At 67.6% G+C, this 25,417-nt stretch carries 18 protein-coding genes; 6 read left to right on the forward strand and 12 right to left on the reverse strand.

The window, feature by feature from the left end; translation table 11 throughout:
• Positions 1–125 precede the first annotated feature (125 nt).
• The 3 genes from ACP7AG_RS04560 to ACP7AG_RS04570 form a co-directional block, all read right to left on the reverse strand.
• On the reverse strand, positions 126–2,108 hold the full coding sequence (locus tag ACP7AG_RS04560; RefSeq protein WP_426029929.1) for a methyl-accepting chemotaxis protein: 1,983 nt from the start codon (positions 2,106–2,108) through the stop codon (positions 126–128).
• Positions 2,109–2,247: 139 nt separating this feature from the next.
• Positions 2,248–3,189 (reverse strand): tyrosine recombinase XerC, encoded by a 942-nt coding sequence (locus tag ACP7AG_RS04565; protein ID WP_426029930.1) that lies wholly within the window; start codon positions 3,187–3,189, stop codon positions 2,248–2,250.
• 136 nt (positions 3,190–3,325) lie between these two features.
• Complete coding sequence (locus ACP7AG_RS04570) at positions 3,326–4,006, reverse strand: DUF484 family protein (protein ID WP_426010942.1); 681 nt, start codon at positions 4,004–4,006, stop codon at positions 3,326–3,328.
• A 164-nt stretch (positions 4,007–4,170) separates the two neighbouring features.
• Here ACP7AG_RS04570 and ACP7AG_RS04575 point away from each other — a divergent pair, with 164 nt between their 5' ends.
• Entirely contained in the window at positions 4,171–6,333 is a 2,163-nt protein-coding gene (locus ACP7AG_RS04575) for a primosomal protein N' (protein ID WP_426011299.1), read from the forward strand.
• A gap of 194 nt (positions 6,334–6,527) precedes the next feature.
• Here the strand turns inward: ACP7AG_RS04575 and ACP7AG_RS04580 are convergent, their stop codons facing one another.
• Entirely contained in the window at positions 6,528–7,310 is a 783-nt protein-coding gene (locus tag ACP7AG_RS04580) for a TerC family protein (protein ID WP_426010941.1), read from the reverse strand.
• 116 nt (positions 7,311–7,426) lie between these two features.
• Between ACP7AG_RS04580 and ACP7AG_RS04585 the strand changes: the two genes are divergently transcribed.
• The 4 genes from ACP7AG_RS04585 to ACP7AG_RS04600 all read left to right on the forward strand — a co-directional run bounded on the left by ACP7AG_RS04585 (position 7,427) and on the right by ACP7AG_RS04600 (position 11,627).
• On the forward strand, positions 7,427–8,524 hold the full coding sequence (locus tag ACP7AG_RS04585; protein WP_426029988.1) for an acyltransferase family protein: 1,098 nt from the start codon (positions 7,427–7,429) through the stop codon (positions 8,522–8,524).
• A 67-nt stretch (positions 8,525–8,591) separates the two neighbouring features.
• Positions 8,592–9,275, forward strand: coding sequence for a CHAP domain-containing protein (locus tag ACP7AG_RS04590; protein ID WP_426010939.1), 684 nt, complete (start codon positions 8,592–8,594; stop codon positions 9,273–9,275).
• Between the two features lie 51 nt (positions 9,276–9,326).
• Complete coding sequence (locus ACP7AG_RS04595; RefSeq protein ID WP_426010937.1) at positions 9,327–10,286, forward strand: magnesium transporter CorA family protein; 960 nt, start codon at positions 9,327–9,329, stop codon at positions 10,284–10,286.
• Positions 10,287–10,355: 69 nt separating this feature from the next.
• Positions 10,356–11,627 carry a pentapeptide repeat-containing protein gene (locus ACP7AG_RS04600; protein WP_426029931.1) on the forward strand — a complete coding sequence of 424 codons (1,272 nt, stop codon included), beginning with the start codon at positions 10,356–10,358 and terminating at the stop codon, positions 11,625–11,627.
• Between the two features lie 293 nt (positions 11,628–11,920).
• Here the strand turns inward: ACP7AG_RS04600 and ACP7AG_RS04605 are convergent, their stop codons facing one another.
• Positions 11,921–12,775, reverse strand: coding sequence for a crotonase/enoyl-CoA hydratase family protein (locus ACP7AG_RS04605; RefSeq protein WP_426010933.1), 855 nt, complete (start codon positions 12,773–12,775; stop codon positions 11,921–11,923).
• 99 nt (positions 12,776–12,874) lie between these two features.
• Between ACP7AG_RS04605 and ACP7AG_RS04610 the strand changes: the two genes are divergently transcribed.
• The gene (locus ACP7AG_RS04610) at positions 12,875–13,666 is read left to right on the forward strand and encodes an SH3 domain-containing protein (protein WP_426010931.1); all 792 of its coding nucleotides are present in this window, start codon (positions 12,875–12,877) and stop codon (positions 13,664–13,666) included.
• A gap of 131 nt (positions 13,667–13,797) precedes the next feature.
• On the opposite strand, the gene odhB is transcribed toward ACP7AG_RS04610, so the two are convergent.
• The 7 genes from odhB to ACP7AG_RS04645 all read right to left on the reverse strand — a co-directional run bounded on the left by odhB (position 13,798) and on the right by ACP7AG_RS04645 (position 25,348).
• Positions 13,798–15,051, reverse strand: coding sequence for a 2-oxoglutarate dehydrogenase complex dihydrolipoyllysine-residue succinyltransferase (gene odhB / locus ACP7AG_RS04615; RefSeq protein WP_426029932.1), 1,254 nt, complete (start codon positions 15,049–15,051; stop codon positions 13,798–13,800).
• Positions 15,052–15,106: 55 nt separating this feature from the next.
• Complete coding sequence (locus tag ACP7AG_RS04620; RefSeq protein WP_426010929.1) at positions 15,107–18,070, reverse strand: 2-oxoglutarate dehydrogenase E1 component; 2,964 nt, start codon at positions 18,068–18,070, stop codon at positions 15,107–15,109.
• 168 nt (positions 18,071–18,238) lie between these two features.
• A complete protein-coding gene (gene sucD, locus ACP7AG_RS04625; RefSeq protein ID WP_426010927.1) occupies positions 18,239–19,123 on the reverse strand; it encodes a succinate--CoA ligase subunit alpha in 885 nt (294 codons plus the stop codon).
• Positions 19,124–20,323, reverse strand: a complete 1,200-nt coding sequence (gene sucC, locus ACP7AG_RS04630; RefSeq protein ID WP_426029933.1) for an ADP-forming succinate--CoA ligase subunit beta — start codon at positions 20,321–20,323, stop codon at positions 19,124–19,126.
• A gap of 242 nt (positions 20,324–20,565) precedes the next feature.
• Positions 20,566–23,922, reverse strand: coding sequence for a glycosyltransferase (locus ACP7AG_RS04635; protein WP_426029934.1), 3,357 nt, complete (start codon positions 23,920–23,922; stop codon positions 20,566–20,568).
• 87 nt (positions 23,923–24,009) lie between these two features.
• Complete coding sequence (locus tag ACP7AG_RS04640; protein ID WP_426029935.1) at positions 24,010–24,714, reverse strand: TetR family transcriptional regulator; 705 nt, start codon at positions 24,712–24,714, stop codon at positions 24,010–24,012.
• Positions 24,715–24,793: 79 nt separating this feature from the next.
• On the reverse strand, positions 24,794–25,348 hold the full coding sequence (locus ACP7AG_RS04645) for a DUF2306 domain-containing protein (protein WP_426029936.1): 555 nt from the start codon (positions 25,346–25,348) through the stop codon (positions 24,794–24,796).
• Positions 25,349–25,417 lie beyond the last annotated feature (69 nt).

Raw genomic sequence — 25,417 nt, forward strand, 5'->3', positions numbered from 1 at the left:
GCTTCATACAGCCCGATCTCCCCGAAACAAAAAGCCCCGCCGGGGCGAACCGGCGGGGCCTTCCTAAAAGTCCTCGGGGGGAGGAGACGCCCTCAGTCACGCGAGGGCGGTACGCTTACTGAACCCTAGAATTCTTCCCAATCGTCCGAGGACGGCTGGGCCGAGCCGGCGAATGCGGCGACCTTGGCCTGGGCGGCGCGGACCGGATTGGCGCCCGGACGGCTGGCCGAGGAGGCCGGCGACAGCACCGGACGGGCCGGGGCGCGGGTCACCTGGGTGGGCGGGGCGGCGCGGCGCGTGGTGGTGGTGCGGGACACCTGGGCGCCGCTGACCTGGAAACGGCCGATCATCTGCATCAGGCTGTTGGCCTCGCCCTTCAGGGCGTGGCTGGCCGCCGTCGACTGCTCGACCATGGCGGCGTTCTGCTGGACGGTCTGGTCCATCTGATTGACAGCGGCGTTGACCTCGTTGAGGCCGGTGGCCTGCTCGGCGCCGCCGGCGGCGATCTCGCTCACCAGGGCGTCGATCTCGCTGACCTTGCCGACGATGGCCTGCAGGGCCTCGCCGGTCTGGCCGACCAGGTTGACGCCGGAGGCGACCTGTTGGGTCGAGGACGAGATCAGGGTCTTGATCTCCTTGGCGGCGTCGGCCGAGCGTTGGGCCAGGGCGCGAACTTCCTGGGCGACGACCGCGAAGCCGCGGCCCGCGTCACCGGCCCGGGCGGCTTCGACGCCGGCGTTCAGGGCCAGCAGGTTGGTCTGGAAGGCGATCTCGTCGATGACGCCGATGATCTGGCTGATCGACTGCGACGACTTCTCGATCTGGTTCATGGCGTCGACGGCGCCGCGCACCACCACCGACGAGCGTTCGGCGTCGGAACGGGTCGAGGTGACGACGCGCGAGGCCTCGACGGCGCCGGCCGACGAGCGCTTCACCGTGGCGGTGATCTCGTCCAGGGCGGCGGCGGTTTCTTCCAGGCTGGCGGCCTGCTGCTCGCTGCGGCGCGACAGGTCGTCGGCGGCCGAGGCGATCTCGTCGGAGCCAGAGCCGATGCTATTGGCGGCCTGAACGATGGTGCGCATCGCCTCTTCCATCTGGGTGATGGCGCCGTTGAAATCGCTCTGCAGGCGCTGATAGGCCGGCGGGAACTGGGCGTCGACGCGATAGGTCAGGTCGCCTTCCGCCAGGCGGGTCAGGCCGGTGGCGATGTTTTCCATGACAAAGGCCTGTTCGCGGGCGGCGATCTCGGCGGCTTCCTGGTTGCGCTGACGTTCGGCTTCCGTCTCGGCGCTGACGCGCTGCTGCGCGGCCTCTGCGGTGCGCAGGGCCAGGGCGTTGTCCTTGAACACCTGGACCGAACGGGCCATGCCGCCGACCTCGTCCTTGCGCTGGGCGCCGACGACTTCGACATCGACGCTGCCCTGGGCGAGAACTTCCATGGTGCGCGACAGGTTGGTCAGCGGGGCCGAGATCTTCGAGCGGCCGATCCACAGGGCGAAGATCATGGCGGCGGCCGAGGCGATCACGCCGAACAGGATGCTCGCCAGCGAACCCGCGGCCGACGCCTTGGCGGCCTTGGCCACCATCGCCTTGGTATCGTCATTGTGGTGGTTATTGAAGGCGGTGACGTCCTTGTTGAGGCTGGCGATGTCGGGATCGATGACCCCCATCACCATCTTTGCGGCGTCATTGGCGTCCTGAAGACCCAGGTCGGCTCCTTGGCGGGCGCTGGAATAGATGGCGTCCAGGCGGGTTTGAAAGCCAGCGACCGCCTTGGTGCTCGAGGGATCGGCTTTCTTGATGTTGGCCAGGTTGTCCTTGGCGTCTTTATAGGCCTTGTCGATCTCGCCGCTGGCCTCCTTGGCTTCGGCCGAGGCCCCGCTATTGGAAACGGTGCGATAGGCCGCATATCCGATACCGGTGATGCGGCGGTTGAACCGCGCGGCTTCCAACTCGGCCGGCGCGCGCTGCTCGACCAGCACCCTGGTGGCGGCTTCGGATTTCTTGGCCTGCCAGGCGCCCACGCCGGTGATGGACAGCGCCACCACGGTCAGGATGACGGCCGGCAGGGCCACCTTGGTCGAAATCTTCAGATCGTCGAACTTCATCACAAACCCCATGTCCGGGCGCGTCCGAGAAGGAGGACGATTTCCGGTCTTGAACCTACAAGCGCTGAACGCCGTAAAAACGCGGTTAATAGCAGCGCTGTGGGCGAGCTCGCGTGACGGAATGTCACATCGCCGCCACTCAGGCCCGCGGGTGGGCCTTGCCATAGGCGGCCAGCAGGCCGGCGGCGTCGACCTGGGTGTAGCGTTGGGTGGTCGAGAGCGAGGCGTGGCCCAGCAGGTCCTGGATCGAGCGCAGGTCGGCGCCGGCTCCCAGCAGGTGGGTGGCGAAGGAGTGGCGCAGGGCGTGCGGGGTGGCGCGGTCCGAGAGGCCCAGACGGCCGCGCAACGTCTGCATCGTGGCCTGGACGTGGCGCGACGACAGCGGCCCGCCCCGCTTGGCGCGAAATAGCGGTTCGTCGGGCGTCAGGGCGAAGGGCAGGACGGCGACATAGGCTTCGATCCCGGCCCGCACGGCGTCGAGCACCGGCACGATGCGGGTCTTGCCGCCCTTGCCGGTGATCCGCAGTATCTCGGCCAGCGGCGCGTCCTTGCGCAGCAGAGACAGGGCCTCGGAAATCCGCAGGCCGCAGCCCCACAGCAGGGTCAGCACCGCCTGGTCGCGGACGACCTCCCAATCGTCGCGGTCGGGGTCGAGGCCGAGCTCGGCGATCAGGCCATGAGCCTGGTCCTCGGTCACGGGGCGCGGAGCCCCGACCTTAATACGCGGCCCGCGCACCAGGCCAATGGCGGCGTTGGGGGTGTCCAGCCGGTGGTCGAGATAGCGGTGGAAGGCGCGGATCGACGACAGGCTCTGCGACAGCGAGCGGGAGGAGAGGCCCTCCCCGTCTTGAGAGAGGGAACCGCCGCGTCGAAAGGCCAGATAGGCCCGCAGCTCGGCGGCGGTGACCGCGCCGAGGTCGGCGACCGACTGGGCCTCGCCGCGATGGCGCTCCATGAAATTCAGATAGGCTGTCACGTTGTCGCCATAGGCCCGCACCGTGCGCGGCGAGGCGCGGCGCTCGTGGGCCAGGTGCTCGAGCCAGGCGGCCAGGGCGGCGCGGGCGGTGTTGGGGGGGGTCACTTCCTCCCTCGCGCAGCGGGGGAGGTGGCGCGATGCGAATACGCATCGTGACGGAGGGCGCGTTGCGGCGGCGGGAACGCCCCCTCCGTCCACTCCGCGTCCACCTCCCCCGTTTTACGGGGGAGGAGAAGAGGACTCACAGCACCGGCCAACGCTCGGCCGTGCGTTCGACGACGCGGGCCAGGAACGAGACCAGCTCGGTTCCCATGTCGGCGGAGAAGCCGTCGGGGTCGGCCGAGCCGAAAGCCAGCAGGCCTTGGCGTGACGGCTCCCAGACGGCCAGGCGGACAAGGGCCATGCTCTTGATGGTGTCGAGGCGGTCGCCGAACAGGCCCAGGGCCGGGGCGTGGAAGCCCATGCGGGCGACGCCGTGGTCGCCCATGATCATGTCGATCTGGCCGTCGATCAGGGCGTGCCAGCCGGCCGGCACGCGGCCAGGGCCTTCCAGCACCACCACGCCGGCGGCCAGGCCAAAGCGCAGGGCGGCCATGTCGTCGACGCGCCGGGCGAGATCGGAATGGTTGCGCGCGTCAAGCAGGTCGATCACCGCCGCGTGGGTCTGGGCCTGGGCCGAGAAATTGGCGCGGGCCGTGGCCTCGATCTCGCGGCGGACCCCCGCCTCGCGCTGATGGGCGGCGGCGGCGCGGGCCAGGGCCAGGGGTCCGAAATCGACGACATTGCTGGCGTCGGCGCGAAGGCCCAGGTCGCTGAGCAGGTCGGGATCCCGATGCAGAAAGTCGGGCTCGGCGCGCAGGAAGTCGCGGACGGCGTCGGCGTGGACGGGATGAGGCGACATCGCCTGGGTCGCGTCGGTCATGGTCGCTCTACTCCATCCACACTGAGTCCCCATATGCTGGGCAGGCGGGGACAACCCTGATGAAGCCCCAGGTTCGGTTAACAGCCGCTTATGGGCGACGACGCGCCGTCTCGACCTGGGAACGTTTCCAAGGCAGAACCCGAACTCCGCCCATGTCAGGTCCCATGCCCCGCATCGCCTCCGTCCTGCTGCCCATGCCGCTGCCCGAGGCCTTCGACTATGCCGAGCCGGAGGGCCTGGGGCTGGTGGTCGGCGACCATGTGACCGTTCCGTTGGGTCCAAGAGTGATTCGCGGCGTGGTCACCGCCATGCGCGACGGCGCCGGTCAGAACCGGCCGCTCAAGCCGGTTCTGGAGCGGGTGGACGACCCGCCCCTGCCGCCCGGCGTACTGACCTTCATCGACTGGGCGGCGCGCTATTCGGTCGATATCCCAGCCTGGCCCCTGGCCATGGCCCTGCGCGGCCTGCGCCATCCCGCCGCCAAGCCCGACAAGGCCCTGGTGTTGACCGGAACACAGCCCGCGCGCATGACGCCCGCCCGGCTGAAGGTGCTGGCCGCCGCCCAGGCTGGCCCTATCGCTTCGGGCGCCCTGGCCACGGCGGCGGGCGTCTCGACCGGCGTGGTCAAGGGGCTGGTCGACGAGGGCGCGCTGGCCGTGACCTGGATAGAGCCCGACCAAAGCTTTCCCCAGCCCGACCTCTCCCTGCCGGCCCAGACCCTCAATCCCAGCCAGCAGGCCTCGGCCGACGTACTGGCCCAGATGCTGGCGGCCGGCGGCTTCCAGGCGGCCCTGCTGGACGGGGTAACGGGCTCGGGCAAGACCGAGGTCTATCTGGAGGCCGTCGCCGCCGCCTTGGCCGCCGACCCGCAGAGCCAGGTGCTGATCCTGCTGCCCGAGATCGCCCTGACCCAGGCGGTGATCGCCCGCTTCGAGCAGCGGTTCGGCGTCGCGCCGGTCGAGTGGCACTCGGGCGTCTCGCCGCCCAGGCGCCGACGGGCCTGGGAGGGCGTGGCCACCGGCCAGGCGCGGATCGTGGTCGGGGCCCGCTCGGCCCTGTTCCTGCCGTTCAAAAGCCTGCGCCTGGTGATCGTCGACGAGGAGCACGACGGCTCGTTCAAGCAGGAAGAGGGCTTCATCTACCAGGCCCGCGACCTGGCCGTGGCCCGCGCCAAGATCGAGGGGGCGCTGGTGGTGCTGGCCTCGGCGACGCCGTCACTGGAGAGCCTGTGGAACGCCCAGCAGGGTCGCTATCGCTGGCTGCGCCTCAGCGCCCGCCACGGCGCGGCGCAACTTCCGGACATTGACCTGATCGACATGCGCGAGACCCCGCCGGAGCCCGGCCGCTGGCTGTCGCCGCCGCTGGTCAAGGCGGTGTCGCTGGCCCTGTCGCGCGGCGAGCAATCCTTGCTGTTCCTCAATCGCCGGGGCTATGCGCCACTCGTTTTGTGCCGGGCTTGCGGCGAGAAGATGAAGTCGCCCGACACCGACAGCTGGCTGGTCGAGCATCGCTATACCGGCCGCCTGGTCTGCCACCTGACCGGCTTCTCGATGAAGAAGCCCGAGGCCTGCCCCCACTGCCATGCCAAGGACAGCCTGGTGTCGATCGGTCCGGGCGTCGAGCGGGTGGAGGAGGAGGCGCGCCACCTGTGGCCCGACGCGCGGGTGGCGGTGTTCTCGTCCGACACGGTGTTCGACGCGGCCGGGGCGCGGGCGCTGGTCGAGACCATGGCGGCGGGCGATATCGACATTCTCGTGGCCACCCAGGCCGCCGCCAAGGGTCACAACTTTCCCAACCTCACCCTGGTGGGCGTGGTCGACGCCGACCTGTCCCTGCGCGGCGGCGACCTGAGGGCCGGGGAACGGACGTTCCAACTGCTGGCCCAGGCGGCCGGGCGGGCGGGCCGCCACGAGAAGCCCGGTCGGGCGCTTCTCCAGACCTACGCGCCGGAGCATGGCGTGCTGCAGGCCCTGAAGGCCCAGGACCGCGACGCCTTCGTCGAGGCCGAGATGGCCATGCGCCAGGAGGCCGGCCTGCCGCCGTTCGGCCGCCTGGCGGCGGTGATCGCCTCGGGGCCGGACGCCGCCGCCCTGGAAGCCTATTGCCAAGCCCTGGCGGCGGCGACGCCCAATGCCGAAGGGGTGGAGGTGTTTGGCCCCGCCGACGCGCCCCTGGCCCTGGTGCGCGGCCGGCGACGCAAGCGGTTCCTGGTCCGGGCGGATCGCTCAGTGGACCTGCAGGGCTTTCTGGCGGCCTGGCGGGCGCGGGCCAAGGTCCCGAACTCGGTGCGGGTGGTGTTCGACGTGGATCCGTACAGCTTCTTGTAGAGATCCGGGGCGCAAGTGCGGGTCCGGGCAGGATTGGGGACAGGCGCATGGGCCTGTCCCCAGCCGAGATGTTCCCAGCCAAGACGGGGGCTAGAGCATTTTTCGAGCGAAGCGGTTCTGGTTCGCGTGAAGAAAAATGCGTCAAAACAAAAGATTAGAGCTCACGGCCTCACGCAGTCAGGTCGGGAAATGCTCTAGTGGCCCTTTCCGCCGCCCTTCTTGCGCGACATCATGTTCAGCCCCTCGACCCCGCCCGAGAAGGCCATGGCCGCGTAGATGTAACCCTTGGGCACATGGACGCCGAAGCCCTCGGCGATCAGCACGGCGCCGATCATCAGCAGGAAGCCCAGGGCCAGCATGACCACGGTGGGATTGTTGTTGATGAAATTGCCCAGCGGGTCGGCGGCCACCATCATCAGGCCCACGGCCACGACCACGGCGATGATCATGATCGGCAGGTGATCGGTCATGCCCACGGCGGTCAGGATCGAGTCGATCGAAAACACGATGTCCAGCAGGATGATCTGGAAGATCGCGCCGCCGACATTGGAGATCGCCGCCGTCTTCACGTCGGGCGCGGACTCGTCCTTGGCCGGATCGACGCTGTGGTGGATTTCCTTCGTGGCCTTCCAGATCAGGAACAGGCCGCCGGCCAGCAGGATCAGGTCGCGCCACGAGAAGGCGGTCTCGAAGCTGGGTTCGCCATGGGCGTTCAGCGGTCCGACGATCCCCAGGTCGATCACCGGGTGAACCAGGCCGACGATGAAGGCGATGGTCGACAGCAGGACCAGCCGCATGATCAGGGCCATAGAGATGCCGATCTTGCGCACCCGGCCACGGTCGGCCTCGGGCAACTTGTTGGACAGGATCGAGATGAACACCAGGTTGTCGATGCCGAGCACGACCTCCATGACGATCAGGGTGACCAGGGCGGCCCAGGCGGCCGGATCTGCGGCGAGGTCAAGGAGTTCGTTCATCGTACCGTTCTAACTTCGGTGTGGAAAACGCGTCTGCGCCTCCCCCACAAGAGGCGCCGTCCATGCAAGGGACGCGACGGAAGCCCCCAGGCTTCGCCAAACCAAGAGTCGAGATGATGCCCGACGCCGCCAATATCAAGCCCCTGACGGCCCTTCGGTTCTTCGCGGCCTTCTGGGTGGTGATGTATCACTACTGGCCAAACCTCTCGGCGGCCCTCCCGCCGGCGATTATTGGCAAGGGTTATCTGGGCGTCGAGGCCTTCTTCACCCTGTCGGGCTTCATCCTCTGCCACGTCTATCTGCAGGGCTTCGGCGCGGGAACGTTCCGCTATGGCGACTTCCTTTGGAACCGGATGGCGCGGGTCTATCCGCTGCATCTGGTTACCCTGGTCGGCGTGGGTCTGATGGCTGCCGCCGCCGGCCTGGCCGGCATCGCCGTCGATCACAACATGCTGGCCTGGAGCGCCCTGCCCGCCAATCTGCTGCTGGTCCAGGCCTGGGGCTTCGCGCCGTTGGCCGGCTGGAACCATCCGTCCTGGTCGATCTCGGCCGAGTGGTTCGCCTATCTCAGTTTCCCGATCTTCGCCCTGGCCGCCTGGCGGCTGCGGGATCGGCCGCGGGTCGCCGTTTGCCTGGCCCTGGCCCTGATCGCCGCGCTCTATCCGGCCTTCCAGGCCCTGGCCGGCTCTCCGCTGACCGAGGCCACCATCCGCTGGGGGTTCCTGCGCATCGTGCCGTGCTTCGCCTATGGCTGCGCCCTGCACGCCCTGTGGCGCTCCGGCGCCGTGACCGGACGATTCTCAGGGCTGGCTGCCTGTTTCGCGGGCGCCGCCGTGCTTCTGGCCGTGCATTTCGGCGCCCCGGACCAGATCATCGTCATGACCCTGGGGGGGCTGATCGTCACCCTCGCGGGCATGGCCGCCGCAGGGTCACGCTTTGCGACCCAAGCCCCGCTCGTGTACTTGGGCGAGATCAGCTACTCGACCTACATGATCTGCATCCCCTGGAAGATCCTGGCGGGCAATGCAGCGGCCAGGCTTTTGAAGATCGAGGGCGAGCAACTGCCCCTCTATGCTTGGCTGGCGATTGTTCTGGCGCTGGTCCCGCTGTCGGCGATGTCGTATCACCTCATCGAGAAACCGGCCCGCGAACGCATGAAAGCTTGGGCGCGAGGCTGGCGGTCGCGACGCCCTGCCACGATTAGCGCCGGATAAACAGACTTTTCATATCTGTCTGTCAGGGTTATCCCTTGGCTCAGTGACGCGGGGGAGCACCCAAAGCATGACGAAACGGACGAGAACCTTCTGGGGTTCCCTGGCCGCGGCCGCCATGATCAGCCTTGTGCCGATGACCGGCGCGCAGGCTGACGGGTATTGGCAGTGCGTCCCGTTCGCGCGTCTGATGTCGGGCATCCAAATCTTTGGCGACGCCCGCACCTGGTGGACCCAGGCGGTCGGCAAGTACGACACCGGCTTCATGCCCCGCTCCGGCGCCGTTCTCTGTTTCAAGCCCACCGCCCGCATGAACCTTGGCCACGTCGCCTTCGTCAGCCAGGTGCTGACCGACCGGGTGATCCAGGTGACCCACGCCAACTGGTCGATCATCGACGGCGGCCGCGGCCAAGTCGAAAAAGACGTCACCGTGGTCGACGTCTCGCCAGCCGGCGACTGGAGCGCCGTGAAGGTCTGGTACGACCCGATTCGAGATCTGGGCACCACCGTCTATCCGACCCACGGCTTCATTTACCAGAACGCCCAGGCCACCACGATCGCCGCCGCCACCTCGAAACTGGCCTTGGCCCAGAACGCCGCCGTCTCGCTGGCCAAGTCGGCCGCCAACCAGGTCGCCGCCTCGGTCCGCGCCAGCTCGCCGCTGGACATGATCAACCAGGCCGCCGATTCGACCGACCGCATCGCCGCCCTGATCGCCTCCTCGCAAGACAACGACAAGCCGCAAGCGCGTTGACCTGAGGCGCGCGCTGGGCCATGCCCGGCGCGTGAACAAAGCGACCCTTCCATGCTGAGAGTGCTGCGCCATGGCGCGCCGGGCTTCGAGTCGGGCGGCTTAAAGCCCGACTGGCGGCTGCCCGACGACGCGGTGTGGATCGAGTTGGTCGATCCTACCCGCGCCGAAGAAGTGGCGGTCGAGAAATCGATCGGCCTGCTGCTGCCCACCCGCGAGGAGATGGCCGAGATCGAGGCCTCCTCGCGCCTCTATCAGGAGGATGGCGGCACCTTCATGACCGCCACGGTTCTGGCCCACGCCGACAGCGACCTGCCCACCGCCGCCCCCGTGACCTTCGTGCTGACCGGCCAGCGGCTGGTCACGATCCGTTATGTCGAGCCGAAAGCCTTCGCGGTGTTCGCCGCCCAGGCCGAGCGCCAGCCCAGCCTGTGCCCCAGCGGCGCCCAGACCTTCCTGGGCCTGCTGGACGCGGTGATCGACCGCACCGCCGACATTCTCGAGCGCACGGCGGGCGAGGTCGAGGTCCAGTCGCGGATCATCTTCAGCCGCCCGCGCGGCGCGGCGTTCGAGGCGATCCTCAACCGCTTGGGCCGGGCCCAGATCATCAATTCTAAGGCTCGCGACAGCCTGGTCAGTCTGGCCCGCCTGCTCAGCTTCGCCAGCCTGGCCGACCAGTTCGAGGGCGACCGGGAACTGCGCGACCACCTCAAATCGCTGCAACGTGACGTCCAGTCGATCACCGACCATTCCAACTACCTGTCGGGCAACATCACCTTCCTGCTCGATGCGGCGCTAGGCTTTATCAACATCGAGCAGAACGCGATCTTCAAGATCTTCTCGGTCTTCTCGGTGATGTTCCTGCCGCCGACCCTGGTGGCGGGGATCTACGGCATGAACTTTCAGCACATGCCGGAGCTCGCCTGGCTGCACGGCTACCCGTTCGCCATCTTCTTGATGATCGCCGCCGCCGCCGGACCGCTGCTGTGGTTCAGACGTCGCGGATGGCTTTGACTTTTCTGGGCAAATCGAACCTTTCCTTAAAGCCGACATGACAGGGTTCGGCGAAAAGAGCCCACCAGAATGTCCGCCGCCGCCCCCTCCGCTCAAGCCGGCCTGATCCGAACCCTTCCGCTTCGGGCGTTGAAGGCCATGGTCGAGGCCCACGCGCGCTACCTGAAGGGCCAGCCGGGCGGGACCCGGGCCAACCTCTCCTATGTCGATCTCGACAACGTCAATCTGGAAGGCGTCAATCTTTCGGAAGCCGACCTGACGGGCGCACGGCTGTCGGGGGCCCTGATGGCCCGCGCCGTCCTGACCCGCGCCACCCTCTACGGGGCCGACCTGCGCGACGCCGACCTGCGCGAGACCGACCTGTCACGCTGCGACCTGCGCGGGGCCTGCCTGCGCGGGGCCAACCTGTCGGGGGCCGACCTGTCGGGCTGCGACCTGCGCGAGGGCGTCACCGCCACCCAGGACGCCGCCGAGGGCTTCAAGATCCTCCAGCACCGCGCCCGGCGCGGCGAGTTGGACCATGCGGTGGCCCGCGGCGCCAACCTGGCCGGCGCCCAGATGAGCGGCGATTTCGCCCGGGCCGCCGACCTGACCGACGCCGACCTGACCGGCGTCAGCCTGCAGGGCGCGCGGCTGAATCACGCGATGCTGGATGGCGCCAACCTCTCGCGGGCCAATCTCTACAACGCCGACCTGAGCGGGGCCTCATTGCGCAAGGCCGTGCTGGTCGGCGCCGACCTGGCCGGGGCCAGCCTCGAGCACGCCGACCTGACGGGGGGGCTGCGCGCCCCGCCGCCGCTGATCTATGTCGATGACGAGCCGCTGCACGACATTCTCGAACTGCACGAGTTGCACATCGCCACCCAGGGCCGCGACGGCGCGGCCGCCAGGATCCCGATGGTCGATTTCAGGCCGCTGAAGCGATTGAAGGGCCGCAAACTCAGCGGTCTGTCGGCGCCGGGCGCGATCTTCTTCGGCATGGACCTTGAGGGCGCGCATCTGCAAGGCGCCAACCTGGCCGAGGCCGACCTGCGGGGCGTCAACCTGCGGGGAGCCGACCTGCGGGGCGCACGTCTGGTCGGCGCTCAATTGGCTCGGGCCGACCTGAGCGGCGCCAGGCTGGGTCCCCTGACCATCAGCCAGGGCCGGATCCTGCGCACCGACCTCAGCCGCGCCAACCTCCGTAACGCCAACCTGACCGGGGCCAGCGCCCGCCGCGCCCGCTTCATCGACGCCGATCTCGGCCGCTGCAAGCTGGACGGCTGCGACCTGACCAGCGCCGAGCTGCCGGAAGGGTTCGCGGGCTATCCGCCGCCCGATGCGGCGGTGAAGGCGCGCTGATAGGCGGGCCGCGCCCCCCCGCGAGCGACATCGGCCGCCAGATTCGGACAGGCCTCCAGGATCCCCGATCCCGTCAATCTGCGCAGAGCGGTCACCATCATCAGGTCGCCAGCGCTGAAGACCCCGTCGAACCAGTCGCCGTCGTCCAGGCGCGCGGAAAGCTGGTTCAGCCGGTCACGGACGCGTTGATCGCGGCGTCAAATGCAGGCGGTTTCGGCAGTCCCGGATCCGCAGCTCTGCGGGCCTTGTCCGGGATGACAACCGTTACACGGCCTGAACAGCGCTTCCCAGAGCTACATGCGCTTTCGCAGCGGCACGAGGTCGGGATAGACCGGTTCGCGGCCCTGGGCCTTGGCCTGGAAGGCTTCCATCATGTGCGGCGGCGAGAACATGCCGGTCTGCCAGGTGGCGATATAGTCCAGCCCGTCCCGGATCGAATGGTCGCGGGCGTAGTTGATCATCACCTTGCTGCCAGCCACGGCCAGGGGCGACTTGCTGGCGATTTCGCGGGCGGTGGCCAAGGCGTGGGCGACCACCTCTTCGTGGGTGGCGAACACCTCGTTGACCAGGCCGATGTCACGCGCCCGCGCGGCGGGCAGCCGCCGGCCCGTATAGGCCAGCTCGCGCACCCAGCCCTCGGGGATCAACTTGCACAGGCGCGGGAAGGTGCCGACATCGGCGGTCATGCCGATATTGATCTCGTGGATCGTGAAGAAGGCGTCGGCGGTGGCGTAGCGAATGTCGCAGGCGCTGGTGAAGTCCACCGCCCCGCCGATGCAGCCGCCCTGGATGGCGACGATCACCGGCATCCGGGCCTCGTCCAGGCAGTTGAACGTGTCCTGCAGGTGATGCACGTGGCGGCGGAAGCTCTCGGCCGCCACGAAACGGTCGGCGGGTTCTCCCCCGGTCACCCCCTCACCGTCGGTGAACACCGACAGGTCCATGCCGGCGCAGAAATGCTTGCCGGTCGAGGAGATGACGATGCAGCGGGCGCGGGCGTTGTCGTCGATGTCGCGAATGATCGCCGGCAGTTCGTTCCAGAACGCGCGGGTCATGGTGTTCAAGGCCTCGGGGCGCTTGAGGATCAGATGGGCGACACCCGCCTCGATCTCGACGTCAAAGCAGCTATAGTCCAACTTGTCGTGCACGTGCCTTCCTCCCTTATCGTTGATTAGTTGTATCACGAGAGCCAGGCGCGCCAACCAATCTCAAGCTTTCAACGCTTTTCAACCGAAGGAACATCGCCCATGACCAGACATCAAATCGCCGCCGCCCTCTCGGTCACGGCCATGCTCGGCTCGCTTGTCGCAGCCCCCGCCCCCGCCATGGCCCAGTCCAAGGGATTGGGCGGGCTGTTCTCCTGCGAAGGCTCGGGCAAGAAGCAAGAGGGCGGCGCCCTGGTCGGGGCCGGCCTCGGCGCTTTGCTGGGCAGCAAGATCAGCAAGAACGAAAAGACCCTGGGCGCCCTGGTCGGCGCGGCGGCCGGCGCGGCGGCGGGCTCCTATATTGGCTGCCGCATGCAGTCGACCGACACCGCCCTGGCCCAACAGGCCACCAAGCGCGCCCTGGAAGAGGGCCGCTCGCAGACCTGGAACAACCCGCGCACCGGGGCCTCGGGCCGGATCGACGTGGTGTCGTCGTCCTACGGCCCGCCGCTGAGCGGCGATGGCCTGCGCTTCGAGCGCAATGTCAAGGTGCTGGACAGCTATGACGCCGTGAGCGGCGACTATACCGCCCGCTCGACCGCCAACCTTCGGGCTGGCCCGTCCACCCGTTCGGCGGTGGTCGGCAAGCTGTCGGCCGGCGATCGGGTCGAGGTCCTGGGCGGCGTGCCGTCGAGCAACTGGCTGCTGGTCGGCCGCGGCGGCTATGGCGCCGGCTATGTCTCGACCTCGCTGCTGGCCCAGAATGGCTACGGCCCTGCCCCCGGCTGCCGGGTGATCGCCGCCTCGGTCAGCACCTCGGGCGATCGTCCGACCACGGAGCGCTACAGCGCCTGCAAGGATACGCGCGGCGAGTGGCAGCTGACCCAGGCCTAAAACTAGGGCCGCAGGCCCTTCTCTATCCGTCTTCCCGGCCTTCGCTGGGAAGACGGATAGAGGCAGACATGGAAACGGCGTGCGGGCCAGGCCCGCACGCCGTTTTCTTGATCAACCCTGAAGGCGGCCGACTACAGTTCGAGCAACAAACGCTGCGGATCTTCCAGGGCTTCCTTGACCTTGACCAGGAAGGTCACGGCGCCCTGGCCGTCGACCACGCGGTGGTCGTAGCTCAGCGCCAGGTACATCATCGGCCGGACCTCGATCTTGCCGTTCACCACCATGGCCCGCTCCTTGATCGCGTGCATGCCGAGGATCCCCGACTGCGGCGCGTTGAGGATCGGGGTCGACATCAGCGAGCCGTAGATGCCGCCATTGGTGATGGTGAAGGTGCCGCCCTGCATGTCGTCGATCGACAGCTGGCCGTCGCGGGCCTTCTTGCCCAGGGCGCCGATGGCCTTTTCGATCTCGGCCAGGCTCAGGGTGTCGGCGTCGCGGACGACCGGAACCACCAGGCCCTTCTCGGTGCCGACCGCCACGCCGATATCGTAGTGGTTCTTGTAGACGATGTCGGTCCCATCGATTTCGGCATTGACGTCCGGCACGGACTTCAGGGCGGCCACGACGGCCTTGGTGAAGAACGACATGAAGCCCAGCTTCACGCCGTGCTTCTTCTCGAAGATGTCCTTGTACTGACCGCGCAGGGCCATCACCGCCGTCATGTCGACCTCGTTGAAGGTCGTCAGCATGGCGGCGTTGTTCTGGGCTTCCTTCAGGCGACGGGCGATTGTCTGACGCAGGCGCGTCATCTTCACCCGCTCTTCGCGCTCATGGATGGCGCGCGGCGCGGCCGGGGCGGCGGCCGGAGCCGGGGCGTTGGCGCGGGTTTCGAGGGCGGCCAGGGCGTCGCCCTTGGTCACCCGGCCGTCCTTGCCGGTGCCGGCGACCTTCGACAGGTCCAGATTGTTCTCGGCGGCGATGCGGGCCGGGGCCGGGCTGACCGGGGCGACGGTGGTCGCAGCCGGGGCTGCGGCGGCGACCGGAGCGGGCGCCGGCGTCGGCGCGGGAACAGCGGCCGGAGCCGGAGCCGGAGCAGCGGCGGCAGGCGCAGCGGCAGGCGCGGCGGCGGCCGGAGCGGCGGTCGCGGCGGCGCCTTCGGTCACCACGCCCAGCACGGTTCCAGGAACCACGGTGGCGCCTTCCTCAGCGCCGATCGAGGACAACACGCCATCGGTCGGAGACACGACCTCAAGGCTGACCTTGTCGGTTTCCAGTTCGACGAGAAGTTCGTCCTTCTTCACCGCCTCACCGGCCTTCTTGGTCCAGCGCGCGACCGTCGCTTCGGTGACGGATTCGCCGAGGGCGGGGGTCATGATGTCGGCCATGTGGGGTTCCGATGTCTCTGGTTTGGTCGGCGGGTTCAGGGTCGAGGCGAAGCGGTCAGGCGAACGCTTCGGTCAGGAAGGCTTCGAGTTCTTTCAGGTGGCGGCTCATCATGCCGGCGGCCGTGGAGGCCGAGGCGGGACGACCCACATAACGCGCGCGCTTGGCCTTGACGTCCAGCTTGGCCAGGCTGAGCTCGATCCACGGATCGACAAAGGTCCAGCCGCCCATGTTCTTGGGCTCTTCCTGGCACCAGACCAGCTCGGCGTTCTTGAAGCGGCCCAGCATGCCCAGCACCGACTTCAGCGGCCAGGGATAGAACTGCTCCAGGCGCACGATATAGACGTCGTCGCGGCCCGACTTGGCGCGAGCGTCGATCAGGTCGTAATAGACCTTGCCCGAGCAGAAGATGACGCGGTTGATCTGATCGTCGCTCTTCAGCTTGATCCCGCCGACGTCGCAGCCGGCTTCGGCCCCGTCGATCATCACCCGGTGGAAGCTGGAACCCTCGGTCATGTCGGCCAGGTTCGAGACGGCCTTCTTGTGACGCAGCAGACTCTTGGGCGTCATGACGATCAAGGGCTTGCGGAACTCGCGGTGCATCTGGCGACGCAGGGCGTGGAAATAGTTGGCCGGGGTGGTGCAGTTGACCACCTGCATGTTGTCCTCGGCGCACGACTGCAGGAAGCGCTCGAGGCGCGCCGAGCTGTGCTCGGGACCCTGGCCCTCATAGCCGTGCGGCAGCAGCATGGTCAGGCCGCTCATCCGCAGCCACTTGCGCTCGCCCGAGCTGATGAACTGATCGATGACCACCTGGGCCCCGTTCACGAAGTCGCCGAACTGGCCTTCCCAAAGGGTCATGGTGTTGGGGTCGGCCAGCGAGAAGCCGTATTCGAAGCCCAGAACCGCCTCTTCCGACAGGGCCGAGTCGATCACCTCGTAATGGGCCTGGCCGGGGCGGATGTTGTTGAGCGGCGTGTAATGTTCTTCGGTCGTCTGGTCGATGACGTCCGAATGGCGCTGGGTGAAGGTGCCGCGCACGCTGTCCTGGCCGGACAGGCGGACGGGGAAGCCCTCGTCGAGCAGGGTGGCGAAGGCCAGGTGCTCGGCCGTGCCCCAGTCAATGTTCTCGCCCTTCTCGATCGCCTCGCGGCGATTGTCGATCACGCGCTTGACGGTCTTGTGGGCGTTGATGCGGTCGGGAACGGTGGTGATCTGGCGACCGATCTCCAGCAGCCGCGTCGCGGCGACGTCGGTCTTGCCCTTGCGCTCTTCGTCCCCGGCCAAGGCCAGGCCCTTCCACTTGCCGTCCAGCCAGTCGGCCTTGTTGGCCTTATAGGCCTTGCCGGCGTCAAATTCCTTGTCGAGGAAGTTCTCGAACTCGGTGACCCAGCCCTCGGCCTCGGCCTGGGTGGCCACGCCCTCGGCGATCAGGCGGCGGCTATAGATTTCGCGGGTCGAGACGTGATCCTTGATCTTGGCGTACATCAAGGGCTGGGTCATCGTCGGGTCGTCACCTTCATTGTGACCGAACCGGCGATAGCAGAACATGTCGATGACCACGTCCTTGCCGAACATCTGGCGATATTCGGTCGAGACCTTGGCCGCGAAGACCACGGCCTCGGGGTCGTCGCCATTGACGTGGAAGATCGGGGCCTCGACCATCAGCGCCACATCCGAGGGATAGGGCGAGCTGCGCGAATAGCGCGGGTTGGTCGTGAAGCCGATCTGGTTGTTGACGATGAAGTGTATGGTGCCGCCCGTGCGGTAGCCCTTCAGGCCCGACAGGGTGAAGCACTCGGCCACCACGCCCTGGCCCGCGAAGGCCGCGTCGCCGTGCAGCAGCAGCGGCAGCACGTGGCCGCGGCCGGCGTCGGGCTGTTCGCGCAGGGCGAAGGCCTGCTTGGCGCGGGCCTTGCCGATCACCACCGGATTGACGATTTCCAGGTGCGAGGGGTTGGCGGTCAGCGACAGGTGGACGCTGTTGTCGTCGAACTCACGGTCCGATGAGGCGCCCATGTGGTACTTGACGTCGCCCGAACCCTCGACGTCCGAGGGCAGGCTGGTGCCGCCCTGGAACTCGTGGAAGATCACGTGATAGGGCTTGCCCATCACGGCGGCCAGCACGTTGAGGCGGCCGCGGTGCGGCATGCCCAGCACGATGTCCTTCACGCCCAGCGCGCCGCCGCGCTTGATGATCTGCTCCAGGGCCGGGATGCAGGCCTCGGCGCCATCGAGGCCGAAGCGCTTGGTGCCGGGGAAGCGCTTGTGTAGGAAGCGTTCGAAGCCCTCGGCCTCGATCAGCTTCTTCAGGATGGCGATCTTGCCCTCCTTGGAGAACACGATTTCCTTGTCTCGACCCTCGATGCGCTCCTGCAGCCAGGCTTTCTCGGTGGGATCCGAGATGTGCATATATTGCACGCCGACATTGTCGCAGTAGGTGCGGCGCAGGATCGACAGGATCTCGCGGATCGACGAGATTTCCAGGCCCAGCACGAAGTCGAGGAAGATCGGGCGATCGTAGTCGGCTTCGGCGAAGCCGTAGGTCGCGGGGTCCAGCTCGGGAGCCGAGGCCTTGGGCTCCAGGCCCAGCGGGTCGAGATTGGCGGCCAGATGGCCGCGCATCCGGTAGGCCCGGATCATCATGATGGCGCGCAGGCTGTCCAGCGTGGCGGCGCGAACGGCTTCCGACGACGAGCCCGGCGACTTGGCCTCGATGGCCTTGGTCATCTTGGCTTCGACGGCGGGCGCGACCGAGGGCCACTGGCCGTCGATCGCCGACAGCCATTCGGGACGCACGATAGGGGCGGCCTTGGGCGTCCAGGACGGATCCAGCGCGGCGCGCTTGACCTGGTCGGCCTGGTCCTGAAGCGTGGCGAAGAAGGCGGCCCAGGACGGCTCCACCGATCCGGGGTTCTCGGCCCACCGGGCATAGAGGTCCTCGACGAAGGCCGCATTGGCTCCGTAGAGGAACGAGGTCTCGGTCAAGACCTGGTTGATGATACCCGCGTCGTCCGCCATCGTTTTCGCCTTAGATCCCTTACGGTACCGGTAGCCCAGGGCCGTAAATATAGTCTCTCAATCACCCGGGCGCCCGCCATGTCCGGCGGGGCCCAGGTGATTTTTTCGGATCGTCGACTGGCGGTCGCAAAAAACCTGGGCCCCGCAGGGCGGGGTCTCGGTGTCGTTTTAGCCCTTGAGGACCTCAAGCAAGGTCTCGCCCAGACGGGCCGGCGAGGGCGAGACGCGGATGCCCGCGGCCTCCATCGCCGAGATCTTGTCTTCCGCGCCGCCCTTGCCGCCCGAGATGATCGCGCCGGCATGGCCCATGTGGCGGCCGGGAGGGGCCGTGCGGCCGGCGATGAAGCCGACCATGGGCTTGCTGCGGCCGCGCTTGGCCTCGTCGGCGATGAACTGGGCGGCTTCTTCCTCGGCCGAGCCGCCGATCTCGCCGATCATCACGATCGACTTGGTGGCTTCGTCGGCCAGGAACAGCTCCAGAATGTCGATGAACTCGGTGCCCTTGACCGGATCACCGCCAATGCCGACCGCCGTGGTTTGGCCCAGGCCCGCATTGGTCGTCTGGAACACCGCTTCATAGGTCAGGGTGCCCGAGCGCGAGACGACGCCCACGCTGCCGGCCGAGAAGATGCCGCCCGGCATGATGCCGATCTTGCACTGGTTGGGGGTCAGGACGCCGGGGCAGTTGGGGCCGATCAGGCGCGACTTGCTGCCTTGCAGGGCCTTCTTGACCTTGACCATGTCCAGCACCGGGATGCCTTCGGTGATGCAGATGATCAGCGCGATCTCCGCGTCGATGGCTTCCAGGATCGAGTCGGCCGCGAAGGGCGGCGGGACGTAGATCACCGAGGCGTCGGCGCCGGTGGCCTCCTTGGCTTCGCCGACCGTGTCGAACACCGGCAGGCCGATGTGCTGCTGGCCGCCCTTGCCGGGGGTGACGCCGCCGACCATCTTGGTGCCGTAGGCGATGGCCTGTTCGGAGTGGAACGTGCCCTGGGCGCCGGTGATGCCCTGGCAGATGACCTTGGTTTCAGAACCGATAAGGATCGACATTTAGCGAGCACCCTTCACGGCGGCGACGATCTTTTCGGCGCCGTCGGACAGATCATTGGCGGCGATGACGTTCAGGCCGCTTTCCGAGATGATTTTCTTGCCGAGTTCGACATTGGTGCCTTCCAGGCGCACCACCAGCGGAACCTGCAGGCCGACTTCCTTCACCGCGGCGATCACGCCCTCGGCGATGATATCGCAGCGCATGATGCCGCCGAAGATGTTGACCAGTATGCCTTTGACGGCCGGGTCGGCGGTGATGATCTTGAAGGCCGCGGTGACCTTCTCCTTGTTGGCGCCGCCGCCGACGTCGAGGAAGTTGGCCGGCTCGGCGCCGTACAGCTTGATGATGTCCATGGTGGCCATGGCCAGGCCCGCGCCGTTGACCATGCAGCCGATTTCGCCGTCGAGGGCGATATACGCAAGGTCATACTTCGAGGCTTCGATTTCCTTGGGGTCTTCTTCGCTCTCATCGCGCAGGGCGCGGATGTCCGGCTGGCGATAGAGGGCGTTGCCGTCGAACGACACCTTGGCGTCCAGAACCTTCAGGTGATCATCCGCCGTGACGATCAGCGGGTTCACTTCCAGCATGGCCATGTCCTTGGCCAGGAACGCCGTATAGAGCTGGGTGAGCAGGGTGGCGGCTTCCTTGGCCAGGCCGCCGGTCAGGCCCAGGGCCTTGGCCAGGGCGCGCGCATGGGTCGGCCAGACGCCGGTCGCCGGATCGATCGAGAAGCTGTGGATTTTCTCGGGAGTGGCGTGGGCGACGTCCTCGATGTCCATGCCGCCTTCGGTGGAGGCGACCACCGAGACCATCGAGGTCTCGCGGTCGACCAGCAGCGACAGGTAGAATTCCTTGGCGATCGCCGCACCCTCCTCGATGTAGAGGCGGTTGACCTGCTTGCCCTTGGGGCCGGTCTGGTGGGTCACCAGCACGCGACCGAGCATCTCGGCGGCGTTGGTCTTGACGTCTTCCACCGACTTGACGACGCGAACGCCGCCCTTGGCGTCGGGGCCCAGGCCCTCGAACTTGCCCTTGCCGCGGCCACCGGCGTGGATCTGGCTTTTGACGACAAACACCGAACCACCCAGCTTTTCAGCGGCGGCTACAGCCTCCTCGACGGTGAAGGCGGGATAGCCGCGCGGAACGGGGACGCCGAACTCCGCGAGGACGGCTTTGGCTTGGTGTTCGTGAATGTTCATGAGGGACCGGTCTCGGGGCGACGGCTTCTGAAATGTGGCCGGGTTATAGGAGTGCTATTTGGCAGGCGCAACCGCGCGCGGACCGATTAGGCCGCTCATGTGAAAAAGTGGGCCGGCCTTGCCCAACCCCGACACGGCTTGGACTTTTCGGCGCACATCCGCTTTTCAGGAGGCCTGGCCGGTCCGCGGCGTCGCATAAAAGGTACCGCTACCAATAACTTGACCGAATGAAAACCTTGTCATCACCCGGCCTTCACCGTCGCCGAGCCCCGCCGCTCCAGCTTGCCCCAGCCGACCCGGCCGCCCCGCGCGGCGGTCAGCACCGACTTGACCACCACATAGTACATCAGCTGGCGATAGCCGAAGCGCTGCACGGGCAGGTACGGAAGGTCGGCCCAGGGCGCGCGCTTCTCCAGCGCCATGCCCAGCGCCCCGGCCGATAGGTCCACCAGGATGAACACCGCCCAATAGAGCAGGCCCCGGATGGTGTCGTCGGGTGACCATTCCACCGGGTGGGCGATGGCGCCGTACAGGCCGGAGATCAGCCCCCAGACCACCGCCAGATCAACCAGGGGGGCGGCGACGGCCAACAGGATCTGGAAAAGCCAGATCTGCGGCAGGGCCACAAAACCCAAGGCGGGTGTCTTGGGGCTGAACAGCGCCGCGCGATGCTTCCACACGCACTGAAGGGTGCCGAACGACCAGCGGAAGCGCTGCTTGAGCAGGCCCGCCACGGTGTCGGGGGCCTCGGTGAAGGCCTGGGCGGCGGGATCGAAGGCCACCTTCCAGCCGGCGCGCTGACAGGCGATGGTCAGGTCCTGGTCCTCGGCCAGGGTGTCCGAGGGATAGCCGCCCAGGTCGTCCAGCACGCTCTTGCGCCAGGCGCCGACCGCGCCCGGCACCACCGTTACCGCGCCCAGGGTCGCCAGGGCGCGACGTTCGAGGTTCTGGGCGGTGACATATTCCAGGGCCTGCCAGCGGGTGACGGTATTGACCCGGTTGCCGACGATGGCGTTGCCGGCCACCGCTCCGATGGTCGGATCCTGGAACCAGCGCACCAGGCGCCCGATGGTCTTGGGCGGAAACAGCGTGTCGGCGTCCAGCGCCACCACATACTCGCCCTTGGCGACGGCCAGGCCGCGATTGACCGCCCGCGCCTTGCCGCCGTTCGGAAAGCTCAGCAGGGTGACGCGCGGATTGTCGCCGTGGGCCTTGCGCACCTCGTCGGCGGTGGCGTCGGACGAGCCGTCGTCGAGCACCAGCACCTCGAGGTTCTTCCACTCCGACTCCAGGATCCGCGCCACCGAGGCGGCGATGACCTTCTCCTCGTTGAAACAGGGTATCAGCACGCTGACCAGCGGACCGGTTTCGGGATCGAGGTTCTGCGGGCTTTGATGCGTCGAGCGGTGAACCAGGGCCAGTCCCGCCAGGAACACCAACCGCGCCATGCCCAGGGCGATGGCGGTGATGAACAGGGCGGCCAAGCCCGCCTTCACCCCGCGAAACAGGCCAAAACCGACGCGGTCCAGCGCCAGGGCCACCGGGTCGCGATCGCTGACCGGCATGACCTGGGCTGGCGTCATCCCGGCCAGTTCCCCGACCGTCACCAGGCGGTAGCCCCGGGCGCGGATGGCGTCGATCAGGCCCGGCAGGGCCGCGACGGTCCGCGACCGGTCGCCGCCGGCGTCGTGCAGCAGCACCACCTGACCCGGCCGGTCGCCCGGATGGTCGAGCCTCTCCAGGGTGCGGTCGATGATCGTCTGGGGCGTTGGCTTCTGCCAGTCGTCAGGGTCGATGCGGAGGCCAACGACCAGATAGCCCAGGGTCTGGGCGATCACCAGCGGCGCCACCTCGTGCGGGGTCGAAGGCTCGGCGTCACCGAAGAACGGCGGGCGGAACAGGCGCATCGAGCGGCCGGTGATCACCTCGAACAGGCGCTGGGTGGCGTTCAGCTCGACATCGGTCTGGGCGATCGGCGTCTCGCCGATATTGGGGTGGGTCCAGGTGTGGCTGCCCACGTCATGGCCCTCGGCGACCTCGCGCTTCACCAGATCGGGCCTCGTCTGCATGTTCTCGCCGATCACAAAGAAGGTGGCCGGGGCGTTCTTGTCCTTCAGGACCTTGAGGATCTTCGGCGTCCAGCGGCCGTCGGGGCCGTCATCGAAGGTCAGGGCCACCAGACCGGGCTTCTGGCCGTAGCGCTCGATCACGTAGGAACTGGGTAGGGTGTCATAGGTCTGGCCGGAGATCAGGCCGGTGTCGGGATCGAACTCCAGGGTGCGTTTGCCGGGCGTGGGCAGGGCCGAGACCCGCAGCACCTCGCCGCCGCCGTCGAAATCGACGCTCTGGCCGGCCGGGATGCGGGTCAGGCCGGCGGCCGAGACCTGCCCATAGGGCTTGCCCAGCACGCTCCAGACACCCGGATCCTCCATGCCCATCCGCCACAGGCCGTAGCCCCGCGGTCGCCACTGGTCGGTGACCTTGACCGCGTTGAACAGGGTGGTGGCGTCAAGGAACCAGACGACATGCTGGCCGCCGCCGTCGTCCTCATAGCCATAGGTCGGGTTCAGGGCGTCGTCGTCCATGTCGATGGTCGCACCGGCGTCCTGGGCGTTGCGCATGGCCTCGTGGAAGGTGACCGCGTCACCGGCCGCCGGCTTGCCAGCCTTTTTGATGGTCCAGTCGTAGCCATAGGCGCCCAGGGCCATGATCGTGCGGGCGGGATCCAGCTTGGCGAACCGCTTGGCCAGTTCGGACTCGTACCAGTCCTGGCCGGCGTTGGGTCCCGGATCGCCGAAGGCGTAGTGCTGGTCATAGGCCATCAGCACCAGGGTGTCGGCGGCGTCCTGCAGACGCTTGAGCGGCCAGCCCTCCTCGTCGAACGGCGCGGTGACCCACACCTCGCGACCCTGAGGCTTCAAGGCCGCGCGGGCCTCGTCCAGCAGCTTGGGATAGTTCGCCAGACCCTTGGGCCCCAGGTTCTCCAGGTCGAAGACATAGCCGCCATAGCCGCGCTTGACCGCCAGATCGGCCAGGGTGGTCACGAGCTTGTGGCGGGCGGCGGGATCAGCCAACAGGGCGTCGGCTAGCGGGCCGTTGAAGCTGGCATTGGCCGAGTTGTGGACCAGGGGAAGCACCGCAGGATGGTTGGGCGCGGCGGCGATCCGCGCCACGCCCTGCGGGTCGTCGTCGACTGTCACGTCGCCGGCCGAGCTCTTCAGCGCCACCCACTGGGGCGACACCACGTCCAGCTTGTCGATATTGCGCCGCAGGGACTCGCGGGAGTCCTCGTCCCAGCTGACATAGAAGCCGACGCTGATCGGCCGGGCCGGGCCGATCCCCGCCGCTGCGGCGGGGCGGGGAACCTTGCGCCAGGCCAGGGTGGGCTTCAGCCGATGGGCCGTTTCCTTGTGCAGCGACGACAGGATGTGCGGGTCCCGCAGGATCACCGACGGCAGGCGCGGGGCGAAGGCCAGGGTGGCCAGGAAGGCCGCGACGATCGCCGCCAGCGCCGACAGGCCGATCCCCAGGATCAGACGCATCCGCCGGTCCCGCTTGCCGGTGGGATCGTGGAAGATGTGCCGGTCGTCGCCGCTCATGGTCAGGGTTCCGCGTTCCTCAGGGCTCTTGTAGCCCGAAATGGGCGGAACGGTGGCGCTCCGTCGAACGGCGTCTATTCCGGAAAATCAAGCCTTCGCCGCCCGCGCGATCACAGCCTCGAAGCCGGCGGCGCAATAGGCGAACAGCCGGGCGCGTACCGCGCCGAGGTCGCTGGAATGGCACTGCCCCTCGGACAGCGAGTCGATGCGGCCAGTCTCCGACAGGGCCAGCATCATCGAGCCGGTCAGGAACTGGTAGCTCCAGTACAGGTCGCGATATTCAGCGTCCGGACGAACGACCTTCAGGGTTTCGACCAGGCGGTGGACGACGGGGTCGAAGAACCGCGCCATGGTCTCGCCGCCCCAGGCCGGGGTGTTGTTGACCTGGGCCACCAGGGCGAAATAGCTCTTCCAGCCCTGACCGCCGTCCTGCGAGATGCGCAGCAGCGGTTCGATGAAGGCCTCGATCACGCCCTCGACGGTCATATCGCCCGCATGAACCCTCTCATAGGCGTCCATCGACAGGCCGCGGGCGGTGTTGAGGATTTCGGCCCGGCGCAAGAACACCGCGTCGAACAGCTCGCGCTTGGCGCCGAAATAATAGTGGATCAGGGCGGTGTCGACGCCGGCCTCTGCGGCCACCTGGCGGATGGTCACCCCGTGGAAGCTGTGTCGCGCGAACAGCCCCTCGGCGGCGTCGAGGATGGTTTCCTTCAGGTCCCGGCCGGTGGCCTTGGAGGGACGGCCGCGCCCGGCCGTCTTGGCGCGAGGAGCTCGAACTGGCGACGTCATTTTTCTGCGATCCGCGCGTGGCTTGACCGTTCGTAGGCCCTGCCTTGGCCGGGTGGCAAGCGTGGCGCGCGCACCGTCCCTAGCCGAACACCATCTGCCACATCAGCCGACCGGGCAGGAAGGCGGCGGCCCCGGCGATCAGCAGGCCGCCGACGAACAGGCCGGTCATGGTCCGGCCGTGCAGGCGGACATTGTGCTTGCGGGCCGCGAACACCCCCATCGGCAGGGCGATCAGGGTCCAGCCGGCGAACAGATGCAGGAAGCTGAAGTTCCCGTTGGTGCGATGGATGAACAGCGACGAGATCGCCGCCGTGGCCATAGCGATGACCCAGACCCACCCGAGGGTGCGGTGCAGGGTGTCGCCCTTCAACCCCAGCACCAGCGCCACCCCCACCAACAGCGCCGTGCTGACCGCCGCGACATGAAGGCGGATCTGGATGGGCGCCATCGCCAGGAGCTCCAAATGCGGCGCATGCAGATGGCCTGGCAGGTGCAGGAAGCGGTTCGCGATGGCGGCGGGCCCGACGCCGTGGACCGCGCCGGCGGCGAGGATCAACACCACCGTCACGGCCAGGCCGATGAAGATCGTGCGCATGAAGTGAGCCGGACTGATGAACGGGCTTTGGTCGGACATCTTGTTTCTCCCGAAGCGATCAGGCCGTGGTAGGCCGATCAAGGCTGGTCCGGCTTAGGGCCAGCGGTT

Source organism: Caulobacter sp. DWP3-1-3b2, assembly GCF_049896325.1.
In the GTDB taxonomy this organism is placed as follows: domain Bacteria; phylum Pseudomonadota; class Alphaproteobacteria; order Caulobacterales; family Caulobacteraceae; genus Caulobacter.